This is a genomic window from Christiangramia sp. OXR-203, from assembly GCF_034372165.1.
GTDB lineage: Bacteria > Bacteroidota > Bacteroidia > Flavobacteriales > Flavobacteriaceae > Christiangramia.
Genome location: NZ_CP139698.1, coordinates 3,334,064 through 3,354,359 on the forward strand (window position 1 = coordinate 3,334,064; position 20,296 = coordinate 3,354,359).

A 20,296-nucleotide genomic window follows, 5' to 3' on the forward strand; every position below is an offset into this window, starting at 1 on the left:
ATTACAGAAATCGCAATAAGGATAGGCGTTAGATGCCATTTTCAAGAACAGTAGCTAAGGTGTTAAAATTTAGGAATTTAAGCGAATGTAGAGGTAATGTAGAGTTATTTTCTACAGTTGTAAAGGTTATAGAGAAAGAATATATTCGGTTAAATTTGTTTCCCGGTCAAGATCCATCTTCTTACGCAAACGATATCGTTTAATTTCTACACTTTTCACCGAAATATTTAAAAGAGGAGCAATTTCTTTAGAGCTAAGATTTAGTCTCAAATAGGCACATAATTTGAGATCGTTGGAAGTAAGTTCCGGATGTTTTGATTTAATCTTTTTGAAAAAGTCTTTATCAGCATTGCTAAATGCTTTTTTGAAGAATTTCCAGTTGTCTTCTTCGCTAATGTCCTTATCGATGGTATTAATTACCGATTGTACTTTTCCGGTTTTTTCGTATTCCTTCAGTTGATCTTTAATCTTGGTTAGAAACTCGTTCTTCTTGATCAGGCTCATGGTAGTTACCGCAAGTTCCCGGTTTTTACCTGCCATATCCTGTTCCAGTTTCTCATTTTGCAACTTGATGATTTCCTTTTCGGCCTCAAGATTCTTCAGTTTGAGTGCGCGTTCATTTTCTGCCAGGTATTTTCGATGATGTCTCCTGTTCATTAAATGAACCGCATAAAGAATAAGCAGAAAGATCAGGACATGTAAAATGATGGCGCCAGTACTTAAATAGAAAGGTCTCTCTACGGTAAATGATATGATTGCAGGTTCAGTTTCAGAATTACCAACCCGGGCTTTAACCTCAAAAATGTAATCCTCGAAATTCAGATTTTCGTAAGACACTTCATGTTCTTCACTCCATGTACTCCAGTTTGAAGAAAGACCAACGAGACGGTAACTGTATTTGGTGTTGGTGTATTTTTTGAAGATCGGCGCGCTAAACTCAAATTTGAGGTTATTACGACGGAATGGAAGTTCTATCTCTTCCGAAGAATTTAAAGAAACTCCGAGTGAATCTACAGAGCTTGCTGTAATTCGATCTACGCTGATCTCGAAATCCTCAAAATCCAAATCTGCCGCTGTATCATCAAAGCTTACATAACCATTGGCAACTCCAAGTAAATACCTGTCATTATTTAATTTATTAATGTTCTCATACCCTACCGCAATATTCCTATAGTCCTGGTCAATAAAAATATAGTCAAGCTGGTAATCACTGCCAATTCCCTCAGGCTCAATTGAAAAAATACCTTCTTCGGAAAACCCCCATAGAACATCATCTTCCTCCACGATCATTCTACCGGAAACCCTTTCCACATCGCTTACCAGATGATTTAAAGAATTATCCAGATCGAATCGATCTTCAACCTGATCAAATTTGTAAATATTGGCGAGGCTACTATAATATAAACTATCATTGAAATGAAATACTCCGGAAGTTATTCCAGATTCCTCTTCAAACTTGTAGTTGATGGTATTAGAAGCAGCGCTTAGCGAATCGTTAAGCTGAAGATTAAAAACTCCTTTATGCTCATTACCTATCCAGATACTGAGATTCTTATCAACCACAATACTTTTGGAGGAATGTGGAAAGTTATTCAGCATAGGCAGATCTTCAAACCCTGAATCCTCTTTCCGTAGAAAACTGATTCCATTATAATGTCCCTGTATATAGAGGTCCTCCTTATACTTCTTAACGATCCAGGTTCCTAGCCGCTCGCTGATCTTATCTGCAGTGGCGCCTTCAATCAGGAACGTCCCACTATTATGGCCACAAAACAGATTACCGTCGATCTCATCCAGAAACCAGACCTGTCCATTAGTTCCTGGTATTAGCTGAAATTCTTCGGAATCATCCTCTTTGACATATAGTCCCTGGTTTGTGCCCAGGTATAACAAATCGTCTTTTTTATATGAATCGTAGACTGAGCCAATTTTACCCCTGTTATCCTGAAAAGATCTAAATGTAGACCCAAGGTCAATAACGCTAATTCCGTAATCTAGTCCTGTCCATACATTGCCAGACTGATCAAGGTGCAAATCCAGGGTTGTATTATTTTGCAAAATATTATTCTGATCAAATCTACCAATGATCCTGCCATCCTGAGCGATCTCAATCACACCACTTCCTACTGTTCCCAGTACTAGATTTCCATTATCAAGATCCAGTGCATCGAGCGCATTTGGTTTTCCAATATTATCACTAAGCTGTCCATAAAACTGTTCCAGCAAACCTGATCGCATTTTATAAAATTCTGAATTCCCGGTAATCATGGAAAGCCCATCCTCGTCGAGATCGTATAAATGCATGATCGCAATATCTCCTAATTGCTCCCCGCTAATGATTTGCCTGGGCTGGCCTTTTTCAAATTTGTACAATCCTTCGCCAACAAGCTGAAAGTAAAGTTCATCTTCAAAATTGAAAATATTGGAAACAGGTTTCCCTGTTGGATTAGCCATTTTCGTAACCTTATCACGTTCCAGGTCGTATAGATATATGCCTGCAAAACTTCTAAAAACAACCTGTCCATCTATATATTCAATATCCCAGAATTGTTCGCCATCATTAAGATCAGGGAACTTTGAGATAAGACTTTGAAAAACCAGCTCTCCATTATTTCTTGGAGTCCAATATCCCGCTTCCATGTAAGCTCCCGTGAAGATTTTTTCTTTTACAACTTTTACAGATCTAACTATAGATTTATTGGGTACCGGGTATAATCTCCAACGCTCGCCATTATATTCAAGCAAACCTGTGCTATTTGCGAAATACAGGTTCTTGTTATCAGCCTGGGAAATCATCCAGTTCTGATTGCCTGCGGAATAGTCATTGGGGCTGAAATTGGTAACCGGAGGGAGTTCCTGCGCATATGTTTGCAGATCACATACTAAAAGTCCGCTAAGAATAAGCATGAACAGCATTCTTGAATGCTGGATCTCAAAAACATTAAACTTAAACTGAATCCTGAACAATTGCAGATAAACCTTAATTAGTAAAAATTTTAGGAGTGGTTGTTAAAGTATTATAAAGAGCTATGACATCCTAAATTAAATGAATTTTTTTGAAGGTTATTAGCAGAATACTACTACTATACTGAATTCAATCAAACTCCTACCTTCAATGAGCATAATTACTAAACTAACCCTACAAACACAAGTCGGCAGCAAAACTTTATTTCTTGGAATTCTATTCGCATTTCTTGGAAATATGACCGGATATTCTCAAACGAATTCGAAAGAGGTCGTGCATTCTGTTTATGTCACTTCCAATACAGGACTTCGTTCTAATGAAGATAATAAGCAAATACTCGATCAAATCGTAAAGTCCTCCCAGGCAGGTGAATCTAACAGTTTGGTGATGGTCGGGAATATCGTACCACAAAGCGGGTTTCCAGATAAGGATAACGGACGTTCTCAGGTGGAAACAGATTTAAAGAAAAATCTGCTGGATAAGATTAAAGATTTTAACGGAAAGATCATTTATACCCCTGGCTATAATGAATGGCAGGAAGACGCTCCAGATAACATCGATGACCTGGAATCCTTCTTACAGGATACCCTGGAATCTGATTTCTGGCCAAATGATGGTTGCCCAATTGAGAGTGAAAGCCTTAGTGACGATGTGCAGCTTATAATGATAGATTCTCAATGGTATATCGAAAACTGGGATGATCATCCTTATATCAATAACAAATGTGAGATCAAAACAAGGCTTCAGTTTCTGGATGAATTTAATGATGAATTAGAGGATAGCCAGAGAAAAACAGTTCTTGTAGCTGTTCATCATCCTGCGATGACGCAAACCAAAATTGGATTTTTAGAAAAGATGTTAGGTCATGGTACCCAAACAAGTCGCAATCCGCAGCTAAAAAAACTGATGGGTAGTCTCGAAGCGCTTGCCAGACAATATAATGATGTCATTTTCCTTTCAGGTAAAGATAAAAATCTTCAGTTCGTACATGATGACGGGATCGAACAGATCATTACTGGGGTCACTAAAGAAATTGAGAAGGCGAGACCAGATAAAGAAGAAGGTGATTTTGTAAGTTATGAACTCGGTTATGCCAAGATCAATATCTACAAGAACGGGGCATCAAACGTAGAATATTTCTCGGTTTCCCCAGAAGGTGAAAAACAGATCTACAGTTACGAAATGGCGAGGGAACGACCAACTCTAGACGAAGTAGAATGGCCAGATACCAAATTAGGTAAAACTACTACCACTTCTGTTTACACTGAAGAAGAAACCAATAAGGACGGACTTTACAAAGCACTGTGGGGAGAACATTACAGATCTCTATACAGTAAAAAATTTGAATTCCCTGTTCTTTATTTAGACACTATTCCGGGGAATATGAAAGTACTGGGTGCCGGAGGTGGACATCAATCAAGATCGCTGGGATTCATTGATGACGATGGACACGAATATACTTTGAGAGCTTTGAAGAAAAGTGCACTTCAGTTTTTGCAGACTACCGTGATCACAAATCACTATGTTGAAGATTATTTAGAAAACACGGTAGCTGAACGATATGTACAGGATTTTTACACTACAGCTTTTCCTTACGGTACTTTCCCGGCAGGAAAATTTATGGACGAACTTAATATTTTCCACCCGAATTCTGAACTTTACTATGTTCCTAAACAGGAAGCATTAGGGGTTTATAATGAGGAATATGGTGACGAACTATATATGTTCGAAGCACATATTGGAGGAGAAAACAAAGATCTACCAATTTTTGATGGAGCTGAAGATATCCTGAACTCATCAGATCTACTTCTGGAAATGCAGGAATCAAAAGATGCTTATGTAGATGAAGAGATCTACATTAGAGCAAGGCTTCTCGACATGTTCCTGGGTGACTGGGATAGACATGAAGGACAATACGAATGGGCAGAATTCGAGGACGAAGAAGGTATGAAAAGATATGTGCCCATTGCAAAAGACCGTGACCAGGTATTTTCTAAAACTGATGGTTTTATACTATCCTTACTTCGTGTAGGTTTCCCTCAAATTAGAGCGATGGAACCATTTACAGAAACTGTAAAAAGACCAAAATGGTTCAACCATGCTGGATATCCATTAGACAAAGCAGTAATTCGAGACAACAACTGGAATACCTGGAAGGAACAGGCTGAATATCTTCAGAATACTCTTACAGATGAAGTTATTCAGGAAGCTTTCGATGTATTACCTGCAGATATAGCAGATGATGAATACGTAAAGGACATCAAAAGCACTCTTAAGGTAAGACGAGGGAACATGATGGAGATCGCACGTGAATACTACGATTACCTGGTGAAATTTGATATCTTCCTTGGAACCGAAGATGATGATGCTTTTCTTATCACTCATAAACCTGACGGAATTACGCAAATAGAGCTAACCAATGAAGATGGAAAAGTAGTTGCTCAAAAAACTTACGATAGTGAGGAGACCAAAGAAGTATGGATCTATGGACTTGATGGTGATGATGAATTTAAGATCGTAGGTGAAGGTTCTTCTCTAGTAAAACTAAAAGTTATTGGTGGCGAAGAGAATGATATTTATGACTTTCAGAATACAAAAAAGGCAAAACTTTACGATTACAAGAGTAAGGATAACACCATAAAAACTTCAGGTGCAAATAAAATGCTTGTAGACTCTTACGATATCAATAACTACGATCCTAAAAAGAGAAAAAGTAACCAATTCACCTTTTTTCCTAGTGCCGACTTTAACTCAGACCAGGGATTCAGCTTAGGGGTTAAAAATACATTTACTACCTATGGTTTGGTTCGTAATCCATTTACATCTCAACATAATCTCTCTGCAAACTACTATTTTGCGACCCAAGGATTTGATGTTGGCTACTATGGCGAATTCGCAAACGTATTCTATAAATGGAATTTAGGAGTAGATGCCTATTATTCAAGTCCGAATTTTGTGATTAACTATTTTGGAACAGGAAATGATACAGAGTATGATGACGACGATGTTTCCAGGGATTTCAACAGGGTGAAAATTGAACAATGGAGAATTGCACCTTCACTTATATATAGAAAGAACAATAATGTATTCTTCAGTATTAAACCAATGATCGAATCGAAGCAGGTTTCTTACGATGCAAATAGAATTGTAGCCGAAACTTTTGATCAGGATAATGATGTTTTTGAAGAACAACTATACGCTGGTGCAGAGGTGAATTACAACTATTATAATAAGGATAGAGTTGCATTTCCATCAAGAGGGATTGAAGTGGATCTAACCGCGGGTTATAAAAGCAATATTGATGAGTTTGACAATAAATTCGCTTACGTAAGACCTATGCTTTCTTTAAATTATCCATTACACGAAAGTGGTTTTGCGGCTATTGCGACAAAAATAGGTGGTGAAGCGATCCTGGGAGATGAGTACGAATTCTATCATGCGGCAACACTTGGCGGCGGAAATAGAAATACGCTTAGAGGTTATCGTAATGAACGTTTTAATGGCAAATACGCATTCTATCAGAATATTGATATTCGAAGTGGGATCGCTCAATTCAGAACTAATTTTATCCCAATTCGTATGGGAGCCAGCATTGGTTATGACTACGGTAGAGTTTGGGTAGATGATGATGATAGTAACGAATGGCATTCCAACGTGGGTGGATCGATCTTTATCAACGCGTTCAAAGCCTTTACCGGAAACATTGGATACTATGTTGGGGACGAAGGAGGTCGTTTGAACTTCACCGTCAACTTTGACTTCTAGTTCTCGATACTATAAATTTAAGCCACACCTTACAGTGTGGCTTTTTTGGTTATAATTCTTTTGCCAGTTCTTCTATAGATTCTACCAATAGATCGGGTTCTTTCGCCAATCGAAACGGAAATTTTCCCGGTCTGCGTACAAAAGCTGTTTGCATTCCAGCCCTTCCTGCTCCGGTTATATCCCATCCATGAGCTGCAACCATCATACAATCGCTTTTATTTACTTCGGAAGCATCTACAATGTATTTATAACTATCAAGATGAGGTTTGTATTTCTTCACGTTCTCAACGCTTACAATATGATCGAAGAAATGATCAATTTCAGCAAATTCCAATTGTTTTTGAAGTACATCTGGCTTACCGTTACTGTAAGCTATCAATTTGAACCCTGAATTTTTCAAACGTTTTAAACCTGGCATCACATCTGGATACGCTTCTAGACTGGTGATTGGTTTCAAAGTTTCTTGTAATTCTTCTTCGGAAAGTTCTAAATCATATTTCAGAGCATTCATTCTTAGTACCTCCTGCGCTATTTGACTAAAGTTGTGATAGGAATCACTTACAGATTCTACAAGGGAATATTGTAAAAGTTCGGCAAACCAGATATCAGCTGCATATTCCTTACCCAGGGTTTTATTGATGCTTTCCTTCAGCGGAGACAGATCGAGAAGAGTTTCGTTCACATCGAAGATGAGTACTTTAGGAGTAGATTTCATTTCGTTTTTTAGATAAAATTACAAATCTTAATCCCGATAGTTAGACCCGGTAACAATAAAGCTGAAGAGTTCTAACTAATAAGGTGCTGGAGGATTCAAAGCCGAAGTATTACTCAACTGCTCTCCCGTGAATTCCTCTTCCTCAATTATGGTAACTGAATCTGAATAGGTACTGGAAGTAATTAAAAATACAAGAAGACTGATAGCGAGTAGAAATAGAGCTTTAGTGAGAACAGATAAATACCGAACCTGTCTATCGATTTTAACTTCGTCCTGAAGACTTGCAACTATGGTTGGTTTCATAGCATAAATACTATGTAGCAGATAGGGCACTACAGGTTAATAATAAGTTCTTTCCAGGTAGGGTTAATTTTGATAATTTAAGATAGGAATCTAATTAACTGACTGCAAGTCTTTTATCAATTAAAATAAATAGGATATCAACAGGTAGAAAACTCCAAATTGCTGATGTTTACTGCATTAAACCGACTTATAAACAATTTAACACTTTACGGGCAAATCGATTAAGTGCAAATTAGACCGATCAAATACACTAGTAGCCAGGTAATTAGAGGAACATAAATCATCAAACAGTATCCTGTTTTCAAACATAAGATTAAGAAGTGCGACTTCGCAATGAAATAACTTAATTAATGAATTTCATAACAATTGAATCCTATTATGAGGAGAAATTGTAGCCTCACCAGGAATCGAACCTGGATCTAAAGTTTAGGAAACTTCTATTCTATCCATTGAACTATGAGGCCGTTGGACGAATTTATAAAAATCGGTGTAGACTTCGATACTACATAATTCTAAAATTTACAGTCTTATTCTATATCTTTAGACTTTAAGTTCGTTAAGTATGAAAAAATTAGTTTTAGCAGTTTTCTGTTTATCAATATTCAGCACTCACGCACAGAATATTGGACATGAAAAGAGCGCATTTGCACATACCTTTTCAATTGTTGCCAGAGATACAGTGACCGGTGAAATGGCTGTAGGAGTTCAAAGTCACTGGTTTTCGGTGGGTTCCATCGTTTCCTGGGGAAAATCTGGTGTAGGAGTGGTTGCTACTCAATCTTTCGTAAATCCGGCATACGGTCCTCAAGGTCTTGAATTAATGGAAAATGGAATGCCTGCCGATATTGCGCTGGCTAAAATGGTAGATGAAGATGAAGGCCGTGCTTTCCGTCAGGTTGCTTTTCTGGATGTAAACGGTAACGTTTCTGCCTATACAGGTGATAAATGCGTTCAGGCTGCGGAAGATATACAGGGTAATAATTTTTCTGTACAGGCAAATATGATGTTAAATGAGAATGTAGTTCCTGCCATGGCGAATGCCTATGCTACGAATTCAGATCTTCCTTTAGCTGAAAGAGTGGTTGCTGTGATGCTGGCCGCACAGGAAGCCGGTGGTGATATACGAGGAAAACAATCTGCTGCTCTTATTGTCGTAGGTCCTGAAAAAACCGAAAAAAGCTGGGAAGATAAAAAGGTGGATCTTAGAGTGGATGATCACGAAAATCCAATCAAGGAACTTGGAAGATTACTGAAGGTGCATCGTGCTTACGAGCATATGAATAAAGGAGATCTTGCTGTGGAAGCAAACGACATGGAAAAAGCACTTCAGGAATATGGTGCTGCAGAAAAAATGTTTCCTGAAAACCTGGAAATGAAATACTGGAAAGCTGTAGCTCTTGCCAATAGTGGGAGAATGGATGAAGCTAGACCAATTTTCAAAAAAGTTTTTGCTGCAGATGAAAACTGGAAAGAAATGACCACAAGGTTGCCTGCATCAGGACTACTGAATATTTCAGAAGAAGAATTAGAGACCCTTACTAAATAAGATAGCCATATGATGAAATTGATGAAAATTAGTTTTTTAAGCCTTCTGGTCATAGCATTCATTGCTTGTGAAGAAACTAAAAAAGAAGAAGAGAAAACTTCCGAAGAAAAAGAAACCGTAAGCACTGCGAATTCGATGAAAACGAATATGGAAGCAGATAGTGAGCTAAAATATAATCCTGCTCATGGCGTAGAAGGACATCGTTGTGAACTACCGGTAGGAGCTCCTCTTAGAAGTGAGGGAAATACCGCGGCTCAACCTATGACCACGAGTCCTGTTAGAATGCAGAGCGCCACTCCAACGATTAATCCTCCACACGGGCAACTTGGGCATGACTGTTCAGTAGCTGTGGGTGCTGAGCTCAATTAGCATTAAAATCCGAAATTTTTATATATCCATTTCGACAGAAGTTCTATGATGGACAAGCATCGTAATTTCTATACCCAAGTCCCAATTAGTGATCTGGCTATTCATGAACTTTTTCGGGATAGAAATAATTTTCAGGAGGTTCCACCAACATGGCATGTCCTGGTTGCGGATATTCGGGATTCTACCCAAGCAGTCAACGATGGCAGGCATGAAGAAGTGAACCTGGTAGCTACCGGCTGTGTGATCGCGATACTTAATTTGTCCATTTCTGAAGGGATCACTGTTCCTTTCTTTTTTGGAGGCGATGGAGCTACATTTTTAATACCTGATAGTTTAACTACCAAAGCTTTATCTGTACTCGAAAAACACAACAGGAACGTTCAGAAGAATTTTAAATTCGAACTTTCATTGGGAACCTATCCCGTAAGGGATCTTTATAAGGATGGGATCGAATTAAATATAGCCCGCGTAAGTACTACAGAATCTCTGGTGATCCCAGTTATCATGGGTCAGGGATTACTAATTGCTGAAAAGCTTATCAAAGAAACACCTAACAGTTTACCTATCGAGATCGATGAAGTGCCGGTTAATCTTTCCGGGATGGATTGTAAATGGGACAAAATCAAACCACCCTTGGAAAACCAGGAAGTGTTAAGCCTGCTTATAGCCGGATGCGGCGATGCTAACTATCCTGAAGTTTACTCAGATATTCTCGAAAAACTCAACGAGATCTACGGTTCCACGCAACGCAGAAGACCAATCTCTACAGACAAGCTTAAAATGTCCACCAGTTTTGACCGTATTAGCAATGACGTAAAGATGAAGTGGGGTGATACTAATATTCCGGAATTTCTGAAAGGAGTATTGATTAGCCTGTTCGGTGAATTTTATCTTAGAAACACCAATCTTGGTAAAACATATCTAAAACGAATGGTCGAATTATCTGATAATCTAAGTCTCGATGGCAGAATTAATACAGTGATCACCGGAAGCGCAGACCAAAGAAAAGAACTTTTCAAATACTTAGATAGTATTGAAGATCAAGGCCTCATCAAATATGGTTTTCATATTAGTGAAGAAAGTATCATGTCCTGCTATGTTCGAAACATGAAGACAGATGAACATATCCACTTTATAGATGGTGGAAATGGCGGATATACAAAAGCGGCCAATGTGCTCAAAAAGAAATTGGCAAATTGACCGCTTCCATAATTATTTAATTTTTAATCTTCGTCCAGACCTCCTCTACGAGTTGCATCGCGTGGCTCTGGCCAGGTCATCTGCTCTCCGGTTCTACGACTTTTTGGTAAGCTAATCTGTTCTCTGGATGTCTTTTCAGGATCTTCACTAGCCATATAAGCAAGTACCGCTGTAAGGATCACGTTGTTTCTAACATCATCGAAAACGATCTTATCATAAGTATCCCTGTTGGTATGCCATGTGTAATTCCAGTAATCCCAGCTCAATGAACTTAGGTTGAATGCTGGTGCTCCAGCCGCTACAAAAGAAGCATAATCAGATCCTCCTCTTCCTGGAGATCCAGGGAAATTGGTTTCAATATGTGTAGTAACGTTTTCTGGTACTTCGTACAACCAACGCCCTAAATAGTCATATGCATGCAGGAATCCATTTCCAGAAATATTCACTACCCTTCCAGTTCCGTTATCCTGGTTAAATAATGCCTGTGTATTTTCAACGATTTCTGGATGATCTTTTACGAATGCTCTGGATCCATTCAATCCCTGTTCTTCACTACCCCAGTGCCCTACCAGAATTGTTCTTTTTGGGTTAGGATACAACTTTTTAAGAATTCTCATCGCTTCCATCATTACGATAGTTCCTGTTCCATTATCAGTTGCACCTGTAGCACCATCCCAGCTATCAAAGTGTGCTGAAAGAATTACATATTCTTCAGGTTTTTCTGAACCTTTGATCTCTGCAATTGTATTGAAAGTTGAAACTTCTCCCAGCTCCTGAGATTCAGCTACTACTTTTAGTTCGGGTTTATCACCATATTCTGCAAGTCGGTATAGCATCCCATAATCCTCCAGTGAAATATCGATGGTTGGAATTTCTTCGGTATATGAAGAAAACACTTTGTTTACGCCAAATCCTCGAGACCAGTACGATGAAATGATTCCGGCTGCTCCTGCTTTTTCCAGTGCCTGCGGTAATTCTCTTCTGGATAATCCGCTAGCTGAAGTACGTTCTCTCCAAACTTCACTTAAACTATCACGATCCTTTTTCATCTTTTCAAATGACTCTTCTGTAGCCCATTCTTCCCAGTTATCATCTGGTCTTCCCGTTGGCTGTGGCATTGAGATCATCACAAATTTTCCTTTAACCGACTTCAATTTATTTACGAAGTCCATCGAGTCTTTTGCTGCCGGAAGGATGATTACTTCAGCCTGCACTCCTTTTTTCCCGGTAGATGGACTCCAGGCCAGCTGTCGTGCTTCAAGGCTCTGAATCCTTGGAGAGATAAGATCAACATGTGTGATACCGCGTTCCCAGCCTTTCCATTTACCCCATTCTTCGTTTCTGGCATCAATATCCCAGCTTTTATACTTATTTACCGCCCAGTCGTTAGCCTGTTTCATTTGAGGCGTCCCAACAAGTCTTGGACCTACAACGTCCAGTAATTCATGCGCAAGATTTTCAAGTTCAGAATTGCCTTCTGCTTCTTTTACGATCTTCTCCACCATTTCCTGGGTGCTTTGCGCAAAAGCAGCCGAAAAGGAGATAAAAAATAAAAAGGCTAAGGATAATTTTTTTGTCATAATGTAAAGATTGGTTGATGTGTTTTACAATATCGTTCTTTTTAGAACAATTGCTCTGAAATTAGACCGCAGTGGTACGAAAACGTTTAATACGGAGTTAAAATTTAGCTATATTGGCGTTCCAAAATCGTAAATTTTCACCAATGCTTCAAAGATTCGCGTTTCTCGCCATCCTATGCCTACCCTTTTTACAGCTAAATGCCCAGACTTCAGAACTTAGTGTCCAGAAGATCATGCAGGATCCACAATGGATGGGTAATTTTCCAGATAGAGTTCGCTGGGGAATACACAGTGAAAATGTCTATTTTCAGTATAATCCTGAAGGGAATCCCGCAGACAGTCTTTATAAAATCGCTGTAAATGATCCTCAAAAGATCCTAAAAGTTTCTGCGGAAGAATCGAAAGCAATGATCCCAACGTATGGCGACTTCAGTAGTGATCGAAAGAAAATGCTGTATACAGATGACGGAAGACTTACTATCTATGATATGAATGATCGATCAAAAAAGGAATTGATCAGTTTACCCTTCAGAATAAGTAATCCTGAATTTTCAGCTTCAGAAGATGAGATCCTATTCCAGGCTGAAGACAATGCATTCATCTATCATCTTGAAAACGGAACGCTTCAGCAACTTACCAATATCAAATCTGGAACAAAAAAAGCTTCCGCAGATAAAAAACTAAACGAAAAGGATCAATGGCTTCAGGATGAAAATCTTGATCTTTTACAGGTTGTGAGAGAAAGAAAGGAGAACAGGGAAGCATCTAAAAAGTACCGTGAATCCACCAGCGAGCCGGAAGAGTTTATATTTTACCTGGACAACAAGAGCATGAGCAATTTCGTTATCTCGCCAAATGCTAAATATGCTGCATTCAGCCTTATCGATCGGGAAAGCGGAAAAAACACAGGCGTTCCTAATTATGTGGATGAAAGTGGGTATACCGAAGATCTTTCTGCCAGAAGCAAGGTTGGAGATCTAAAATATTCTGCAGAACTGGCACTTTATCAAATTGAAAAGGATACGGTACTAAAGTTTGATTTTACCAGTCTACCAGGAATTTCGAAACTGCCTGATTATACTGCAGATTATCCTGAAAAAGAATGGAAAGAAGAGCCGCGACCGGTAATTCCATCCTCCATGAAATTTAGTCCTGAAGGAGACAAAGCTGTAGTAAACATACGCTCTACAGATAACAAGGACCGCTGGATCGTTGCTGTAGATCTTGAAACCGGAGAATTTGAATCGCTCGACCATCAACGCGATGAAGCATGGCTCGCAGGACCAGGAATTGGCTATACTTATTATGGTTATGAAACTATGGGATGGTTGCCAGACAACAAGCATATTTATTTTCAGACTGAAGAATCAGGCTATTCTCATTTAGTGATCCTGAATACAAAAACAGGAAAAAAGAAAGATCTTACTCCCGGGAATTATGAAGTTTTTGATCCTATGATCTCAAACGATGGGAAGCACTGGTATTTCACTTCTTCGAAAGTACATGCCGGGGAAAGACATTTCTATAAAATGCCATTAATGGGCGGAGATATGGAGCAACTTACTTCCATGACCGGGAACAACGATGTACGATTATCTCCAGATGAATCGCAAATGGCGATCACCTATTCCTATATGAACAAACCGGAAGAACTATTTCTAAAAGAAACCTCATCTAAAGCTCAAACGATCCAGGTAACCGATGGCAGATCTGAAGCCTTTAAAGCTTACGACTGGCGTGAACCTCAACTTATTAAATTCACGGCGCAGGATGGAGCGAAAGTTCCAGCCAGACTATACCTTCCTGAGGAGGATGTGAAAAATGATGCCGCAATCGTATTTGTTCATGGCGCTGGTTATTTGCAAAATGCTCACAAATGGTGGTCAAGTTATTTTCGCGAGTACATGTTCCATAACCTTTTAACTGATCTTGGTTACACCGTGATCGATATCGATTATCGTGGTAGCGCCGGTTATGGAAGGGATTGGAGAACTGGTATTTACAGACATATGGGCGGGAAAGACCTAAGTGACCAGGTAGACGGCGTGAAATATCTTGTGGATGAACATGATATCAATCCTGAAAAAGTGGGAATTTATGGTGGTAGTTATGGCGGATTTATCACCTTGATGGCCTTATTTACTGAAGCTGATACTTTCCAGGCTGGAGCTGCTTTAAGGTCTGTAACAGACTGGGCACACTACAACCATGGATACACCAGCAATATTCTTAACGAACCTTCCCAGGATCCAATTGCTTACAAACGCTCATCACCCATTTATTTTGCTGAAGGCCTTGAAGGTGATTTGTTGATCGCCCACGGAATGGTAGATGTAAACGTGCATTTTCAAGATGTGGTTAGACTAAGTCAGCGTTTGATTGAATTAGGAAAAGAGAATTGGGAGCTTGCCGTTTATCCAGTGGAAGATCACGGATTCGTGGAGCCTAGTAGCTGGACAGATGAATATCGAAGAATACTGGAATTATTTAATGAAAACCTATTGGAAAAATGATGGATATCAATTTTGTAAGAGAACAATTTCCTGCTCTTGAACGGGATTTCGTTTTTATGGATAATGCCGGAGGATCACAGGTTTTAAAGCAGGTCACTAACAAGATCACAGATTACCTGCTTCACTCCAATGTACAACTTGGTGCTTCCTACGCTGTTTCCCAGGAAGCCGGAGATAGACTAAAAAGCTCTACGGAAGTTGTTTCAGAGCTTATCAATGCTTCCAGACCTGAAGAGATCGTGATTGGCTCCAGTACGACCATGCTTATGCGAATTCTTAGCCTGAGCATTAGTAAGAACTGGGAAAAAGGAGATGAGATCATTGTTACCAATACAGACCATGAGGCAAATGTTTCTCCATGGACAGATCTTGAAAAGTCTGGGTTTAAAGTTAAGATATGGCATGTAAATCCAGAATCTCTGGAACTTGACACTAAAGATCTTGAACATTTATTGACAGAAAAGACGAAACTCGTTGCCGTTACTCACGCATCGAACGTGCTGGGAACGATCAATCCTGTTAAGCAATACGCTGAAATAGTACATAAAGCAGGTGCTTTGATCTGTGTAGATGGTGTCGCCTATGCACCGCATAGAAAAGTGGACGTTCAGGACCTGGATGCCGACTTCTATACGTTTAGCTGGTACAAGACTTATGGACCACACCTGGCCATGATGTATGGTAAATATGATCTATTGAGAGAGCTGGAAAGTATCAACCATTATTTTATAGACAAAGATGCTGTTCCATATAAACTGCAACCCGGAAATTTCAATTTCGAACTTACCTATGCGGTTTCCGGAATTACCGATTATTATACTGAATTGCACGATCATCATTTCGACGGAAAAGATCTTCAGTTTAAGGAAAAATTGAATAAAACCTACGAGCTTATTTCTGCCCATGAAGAAAAACTGGCCACAAGACTTCTGGATTATTTGAATTCAATTTCAGAAATAAAGATCATCGGGCAAACAAGTGCTGCTGCTGAAAAAAGAGTTCCTACTATTTCATTTGTCCACCAAAACTTCCGAAGCAATGATATTGTTGAAGCAGTAGATCCTCATAATATTGGCATCAGATTTGGCGATTTCTATGCTAAAAAATTAATTCATGACCTTCAGCTGGAAGATAAGAACGGCGTGGTAAGAGTAAGCCTGGTTCATTATAATACCCTGGAAGAAGTTGATAAACTGATAGAAGTTTTTAAAACGATTTTTAAGTCTTAACGGTAATTTCCGAAGACACGATTAAAAGGTATTTTGAAGCCCAGTAAAATGGAATTTCTACGCACCTGATCCCGAACTACTTCCAGTACCTCTGCCTGTGCGGAGATTTCGAAAGTAAATTGATTACGAACCCGGTATGATACAGATAATTTTGCCGGGATTGTGATCACCCGAATGTCCTCTTCCAGCACATTACCGTAATCTGGAGAATTTTGAATAAACGAAGCTCCAATCCCCGCACCAAAAAGTACATTTTCGATCTGGTTGAAGGGGTCGAAATTAACATAAGGCATAAATGTCAACGAGTTGTAATGTTCATTATCACTAAGATCTGAAGCTGAAGTTCGCTGCCAGTATAGCTCGGCTCCAAAACCCGCTTTAGGCAACAGGTAGTAGATCGCGTAGATTCCCACCGCGTAATTAGGCTCAAAGCCTGAATTGGTAAAACTGTCGCTCTCCCCGCTACCAAAAACATCCTGAGAAAGATATAAGGAAGTATGGGCATAACTAATGCTTGGACCAACCTCAAAATCCCGGTATCTCTGGCTGAATGACTTAACCGCGATAAATAGCAGAACTATTACTAAAAGTTTTTTCACCTATGAAAATTTAATGACCGGGAACTTTTCTACAAAATTCCCGGCCATTTGAAATTATAGCTTTTTAAGATCTTTTACCTCAGATTTTTCGGCTTCCATAATGCTAATGGCAAAACCACCACCCGGAGCAGATTCTTGTGATAACCTGGATTTACTATTTACTCTGTACTTTTTAATTTCATAAGCCTGAGGATTCGTTTTATAATGAGCATCTTCGGCATCAGCATAGATCGTTGCAATGTACGTTTTACCCTTATCCAGGAAGTCAAATTCAATTTTTGAAGTCCGCGTTTCTTCTCCGTTCACGTTCCCAACAAACCAGTTATTCGTTCCCTTTGCTTTTCTTGCTACAGTGATATATTCGCCAGGTTCTGCTTCCAGGTATTCACTCTCATCCCAATCCAGTGCTACATCTTTAATGAACTGAAAAGCATCCGGGAATCTCATGTAATTTTCCGGAAGATCAGCAGCCATTTGCAAAGGGCTATACATCGTCACATACATTGCCAGTTGATTAGACAGCGTACTATTTACATGGGAATTGTTATCTGGATTCAGCTTAGAAATATCCATCTCAAAGATTCCGGGAGTATAATCCATAGGTCCGCCAATGAGTCTTGTAAATGGTAATACGGTCACATGATTTGGTTTAGAACCTCCAAAAGCCTGGAATTCGGTTCCACGAGCAGATTCGTTACCTATAAGGTTTGGATAGGTTCTTCTCAATCCAGTTGGTCTAACCGCTTCATGAGCATTTACCATGATCTTATAATCTGCAGCTTTGGTTACAGCATATAAAAAATGGTTGATCGCCCACTGCCCGTAGTGGTGTTCACCACGCGGAATTATATCTCCAACATAACCGCTTTTTACAGCAGGGTAATCATACTTATTCATGAACTGGTAGGCAGTATCCATATGACGTTCATAATTCCTGATCGCTCCGGAAGTCTCATGGTGCATCATCATTTTCACACCTTTACTTTGTGCGTACTCATGAATTGCTTCCACATCGAAATCTGGATACGGAGTCACAAAATCAAATACATAATCTTTTGATTTCCCGAACCAGTCTTCCCAACCTTCGTTCCAGCCCTCCACAAGAACGGCGTCAAAACCATGCTCGGCGGCGAAGTCTATATATTCCTTTACATGCTCTGTATTGGCAGCATGTTTACCATTTGGAGTTGTTTTAGAATAGTCGGTTTTCCCGAGTTGTACTGAAGGTAGCTCATCTGTATAAGCCCAGGAGCTTTTACCTGTGATCATTTCCCACCATACCCCAATGTATTTAACAGGCTTGATCCAGCTGGTATCTTCCAGCTTATTTGGTTCATTAAGGTTCAGGTTCATATTGGAAGCCAAAATCTCTGTAGCCTCGTCACTTACCATAATCGTTCTCCATGGTGAAACGGCCGGAGTCTGGATATATCCTTTATTACCAACGGCATCTGGAGTTAACCAGGATTCAAAAACTAAAGTTTCTTCATCAAGATTCAGGTTCATTAGCGAATAATCTACCAGCGCAGCTTCGTGCAGATTAATATATAAACCGTCCTTAGATTTCATCATAAGAGAAGTCTGCACTCCGGTGTTAGAGAACTGTTCCTGGGAAGCGTTCCCGGTAACCGCAGTATCAAATTTTGAACTGATCTCTGAAAGTTTTGATGTGGTATAATCATACTCCTGAGAATCATAATCGCCGGGGAGCCAGAAAGCGGTATGATCTCCGGCCATCGCAAATTGAGAATGCTCTTCTTCAATAACAAAATAGGTTAGATTCTTTTGCTCCGGAAATTCATATCTAAACCCCAGACCTTCATTGAAAAGTCTGAAGTTAAGGATCAATTTACGATCTGTGCCTTTCTGAATTAGTTCAACCTGAAGTTCATTATAGTTATTTCTTATTTCTTTAGTTTCTCCCCAAACTGGATTCCAGGTATTGTCGAAACTGGTCTTACTACTATTCTCTACTTCAAAATTCTCAAGCAGATCTTCTGAATCTTTCAAAGCCAGGCCGAGCTTACTTTGTTTGATCACAGACTTACCTTTATAAGTCAATTCGTAAGTTGGTTCACCTGCATCGGTCAGGCTGAAGTTCATCTCAAGTTCAGCATTTGGAGAACTTAGATTCTGGGCAATAGTTAAGCCTGAAACTAGCAGGAGTAAGAGTGAGAAAATTGAAGTTTTAATCATCGTTTTATATATAAAGTGACCCGTATAATTGGGATTTCAGAAATTAAAATTAATATTATTTATCCAATAGCCTGTCGAAGATCTTCGATTAAGTCTTCTTCATCTTCGATTCCCACGCTGAGTCTAATAAGTGAATCCACCACACCGGTTTTTTCTCTTTCTTCCTTCGGAATTGAGGCATGGGTCATACTGGCGGGATGTCCTGCAAGCGATTCTACACCACCCAGAGATTCAGCCAGTGTGAAAACTTTCAATTTTTCGACGATCTTACGGGCGCTTTCCAGCGTGTTTTCTTTTGTATTAAAGGAGATCATTCCTCCAAAACCAGACATTTGCCTTTTTGCGATCTCGTGATTGGGATGCTCTTCAAAACCTGGCCAATAGACGTCTTTCACTTTGTCATGGGACTTTAGAAAACCTGCAATTGCTCGACCATTCTCGCAGTGTCTCTGCATCCTGATATGCAGGGTTTTGATTCCTCGCAAAACAAGGAAACTATCCTGTGGACCGCAAATCGCACCACTCGCATTCTGGATGAAATAGAGTTTACTGGCGAGTTCCTTATCCTTTACAACCAACCCACCCATCACTACATCACTGTGACCTCCCAGATATTTGGTAGCACTGTGCATTACGATATCGGCTCCGAGTTCCAAAGGCCTTTGCAAATAAGGCGTGGCAAACGTATTATCAACAGCTAAAAGCAGTTCGTGCTGCTTCGCAACTTTTGAAACTGCCTCGATATCAATAATGTTCATCATTGGATTGGTAGGAGTTTCTACCCAAATGAGCTTTGTTTTTTCATTGATATGCTGCTCAATATCTCCTGGATCTTGCATTCCCACAAATTTGAATTTGATTCCAAGACCTTCAAAAATCTTTGTAAATAAGCGGTAGGAACCCCCGTATAGATCATTTGTGGAAATGATCTCATCACCTGGTTTAAACAATTTAAGCACTGCATCTATCGCTGCAAGCCCGGAACCAAATGCCAATCCATATTTACCATTTTCAAGACTGGCGAGTGATTTCTCCAGTGCGGTTCTGGTTGGGTTTGCACTTCGGGAGTATTCATAGCCCTGATGTACACCGGGTGAACTTTGGGAATAGGTCGTGCTTTGGTAGATAGGTGGCATGACAGATCCATAAGCTGGATCAACATTGTCCTGTCCTCCATGTATAGTCTTGGTATTGAACTTCAAATTAGCGGTATTTTAATTATGAGAAGGGCTTGAGTTCGCTCTCGAACATTAGCCTTCCCATGCATGAAAATCGTAGTAAACAAATGTAATCAGCTCGTAGAGCATTCACAAAAT

At 39.6% G+C, this 20,296-nt stretch carries 13 protein-coding genes and 1 tRNA gene; 6 read left to right on the plus strand and 8 right to left on the minus strand.

The window, feature by feature from the left end; all coding sequences use genetic code 11:
* Window positions 1–126: 126 nt before the first annotated feature.
* Entirely contained in the window at window positions 127–2,916 is a 2,790-nt protein-coding gene (locus T8I65_RS15460) for a triple tyrosine motif-containing protein (protein ID WP_322301433.1), read from the minus strand.
* Between the two features lie 199 nt (window positions 2,917–3,115).
* Here T8I65_RS15460 and T8I65_RS15465 point away from each other — a divergent pair, with 199 nt between their 5' ends.
* A complete protein-coding gene (locus tag T8I65_RS15465) occupies window positions 3,116–6,730 on the plus strand; it encodes a metallophosphatase (protein WP_322301434.1) in 3,615 nt (1,204 codons plus the stop codon).
* Window positions 6,731–6,779: 49 nt separating this feature from the next.
* Here the strand turns inward: T8I65_RS15465 and T8I65_RS15470 are convergent, their stop codons facing one another.
* The 3 genes from T8I65_RS15470 to T8I65_RS15480 all read right to left on the minus strand — a co-directional run bounded on the left by T8I65_RS15470 (window position 6,780) and on the right by T8I65_RS15480 (window position 8,212).
* Window positions 6,780–7,445, minus strand: a complete 666-nt coding sequence (locus T8I65_RS15470; protein ID WP_322301435.1) for a haloacid dehalogenase type II — start codon at window positions 7,443–7,445, stop codon at window positions 6,780–6,782.
* Window positions 7,446–7,520: 75 nt separating this feature from the next.
* Window positions 7,521–7,748 carry a hypothetical protein gene (locus tag T8I65_RS15475; protein ID WP_322301436.1) on the minus strand — a complete coding sequence of 76 codons (228 nt, stop codon included), beginning with the start codon at window positions 7,746–7,748 and terminating at the stop codon, window positions 7,521–7,523.
* A 392-nt stretch (window positions 7,749–8,140) separates the two neighbouring features.
* Window positions 8,141–8,212: transfer RNA gene (locus T8I65_RS15480), tRNA-Arg, on the minus strand.
* Window positions 8,213–8,310: 98 nt separating this feature from the next.
* Between T8I65_RS15480 and T8I65_RS15485 the strand changes: the two genes are divergently transcribed.
* The 3 genes from T8I65_RS15485 to T8I65_RS15495 are packed head-to-tail and all read left to right on the plus strand — an operon-like array spanning window position 8,311 to window position 10,863.
* Window positions 8,311–9,294, plus strand: coding sequence for a DUF1028 domain-containing protein (locus tag T8I65_RS15485; protein ID WP_322301437.1), 984 nt, complete (start codon window positions 8,311–8,313; stop codon window positions 9,292–9,294).
* A gap of 9 nt (window positions 9,295–9,303) precedes the next feature.
* Window positions 9,304–9,663, plus strand: coding sequence for a hypothetical protein (locus T8I65_RS15490; RefSeq protein ID WP_322301438.1), 360 nt, complete (start codon window positions 9,304–9,306; stop codon window positions 9,661–9,663).
* Between the two features lie 45 nt (window positions 9,664–9,708).
* Window positions 9,709–10,863, plus strand: a complete 1,155-nt coding sequence (locus tag T8I65_RS15495; RefSeq protein WP_322301439.1) for a DUF3095 family protein — start codon at window positions 9,709–9,711, stop codon at window positions 10,861–10,863.
* 23 nt (window positions 10,864–10,886) lie between these two features.
* Here the strand turns inward: T8I65_RS15495 and T8I65_RS15500 are convergent, their stop codons facing one another.
* Window positions 10,887–12,443, minus strand: coding sequence for a M20/M25/M40 family metallo-hydrolase (locus T8I65_RS15500; protein WP_322301440.1), 1,557 nt, complete (start codon window positions 12,441–12,443; stop codon window positions 10,887–10,889).
* A 143-nt stretch (window positions 12,444–12,586) separates the two neighbouring features.
* Here T8I65_RS15500 and T8I65_RS15505 point away from each other — a divergent pair, with 143 nt between their 5' ends.
* Window positions 12,587–14,956 carry a S9 family peptidase gene (locus T8I65_RS15505; protein ID WP_322301441.1) on the plus strand — a complete coding sequence of 790 codons (2,370 nt, stop codon included), beginning with the start codon at window positions 12,587–12,589 and terminating at the stop codon, window positions 14,954–14,956.
* Complete coding sequence (locus tag T8I65_RS15510; RefSeq protein ID WP_322301442.1) at window positions 14,953–16,185, plus strand: cysteine desulfurase-like protein; 1,233 nt, start codon at window positions 14,953–14,955, stop codon at window positions 16,183–16,185. The genes T8I65_RS15505 and T8I65_RS15510 overlap by 4 nt, the downstream gene beginning before the upstream one ends.
* On the opposite strand, the gene T8I65_RS15515 is transcribed toward T8I65_RS15510, so the two are convergent.
* The 3 genes from T8I65_RS15515 to T8I65_RS15525 are packed head-to-tail and all read right to left on the minus strand — an operon-like array spanning window position 16,182 to window position 20,182.
* Window positions 16,182–16,784 carry an outer membrane beta-barrel protein gene (locus T8I65_RS15515; RefSeq protein ID WP_322301443.1) on the minus strand — a complete coding sequence of 201 codons (603 nt, stop codon included), beginning with the start codon at window positions 16,782–16,784 and terminating at the stop codon, window positions 16,182–16,184. The genes T8I65_RS15510 and T8I65_RS15515 overlap by 4 nt on opposite strands.
* Before the next feature lie 54 nt (window positions 16,785–16,838).
* Window positions 16,839–18,980 (minus strand): glycoside hydrolase family 97 protein, encoded by a 2,142-nt coding sequence (locus tag T8I65_RS15520; protein ID WP_322301444.1) that lies wholly within the window; start codon window positions 18,978–18,980, stop codon window positions 16,839–16,841.
* A 59-nt stretch (window positions 18,981–19,039) separates the two neighbouring features.
* Complete coding sequence (locus T8I65_RS15525) at window positions 19,040–20,182, minus strand: cystathionine gamma-synthase (protein WP_322301445.1); 1,143 nt, start codon at window positions 20,180–20,182, stop codon at window positions 19,040–19,042.
* Window positions 20,183–20,296: the final 114 nt, after the last annotated feature.

Coding starts and splice junctions, on each gene's coding strand:
- T8I65_RS15485 (WP_322301437.1), top strand. CDS start 8,311: ATGAAAAAATTAGTTTTAGCAGTTTTCTGTTTATCAATATTCAGCACT.
- T8I65_RS15495 (WP_322301439.1), top strand. CDS start 9,709: ATGATGGACAAGCATCGTAATTTCTATACCCAAGTCCCAATTAGTGAT.
- T8I65_RS15505 (WP_322301441.1), top strand. CDS start 12,587: ATGCTTCAAAGATTCGCGTTTCTCGCCATCCTATGCCTACCCTTTTTA.
- T8I65_RS15510 (WP_322301442.1), top strand. CDS start 14,953: ATGATGGATATCAATTTTGTAAGAGAACAATTTCCTGCTCTTGAACGG.
- T8I65_RS15470 (WP_322301435.1), bottom strand. CDS start 7,445: ATGAAATCTACTCCTAAAGTACTCATCTTCGATGTGAACGAAACTCTT.
- T8I65_RS15475 (WP_322301436.1), bottom strand. CDS start 7,748: ATGAAACCAACCATAGTTGCAAGTCTTCAGGACGAAGTTAAAATCGAT.
- T8I65_RS15465 (WP_322301434.1), top strand. CDS start 3,116: ATGAGCATAATTACTAAACTAACCCTACAAACACAAGTCGGCAGCAAA.
- T8I65_RS15520 (WP_322301444.1), bottom strand. CDS start 18,980: ATGATTAAAACTTCAATTTTCTCACTCTTACTCCTGCTAGTTTCAGGC.
- T8I65_RS15490 (WP_322301438.1), top strand. CDS start 9,304: ATGATGAAATTGATGAAAATTAGTTTTTTAAGCCTTCTGGTCATAGCA.
- T8I65_RS15500 (WP_322301440.1), bottom strand. CDS start 12,443: ATGACAAAAAAATTATCCTTAGCCTTTTTATTTTTTATCTCCTTTTCG.
- T8I65_RS15460 (WP_322301433.1), bottom strand. CDS start 2,916: ATGCTGTTCATGCTTATTCTTAGCGGACTTTTAGTATGTGATCTGCAA.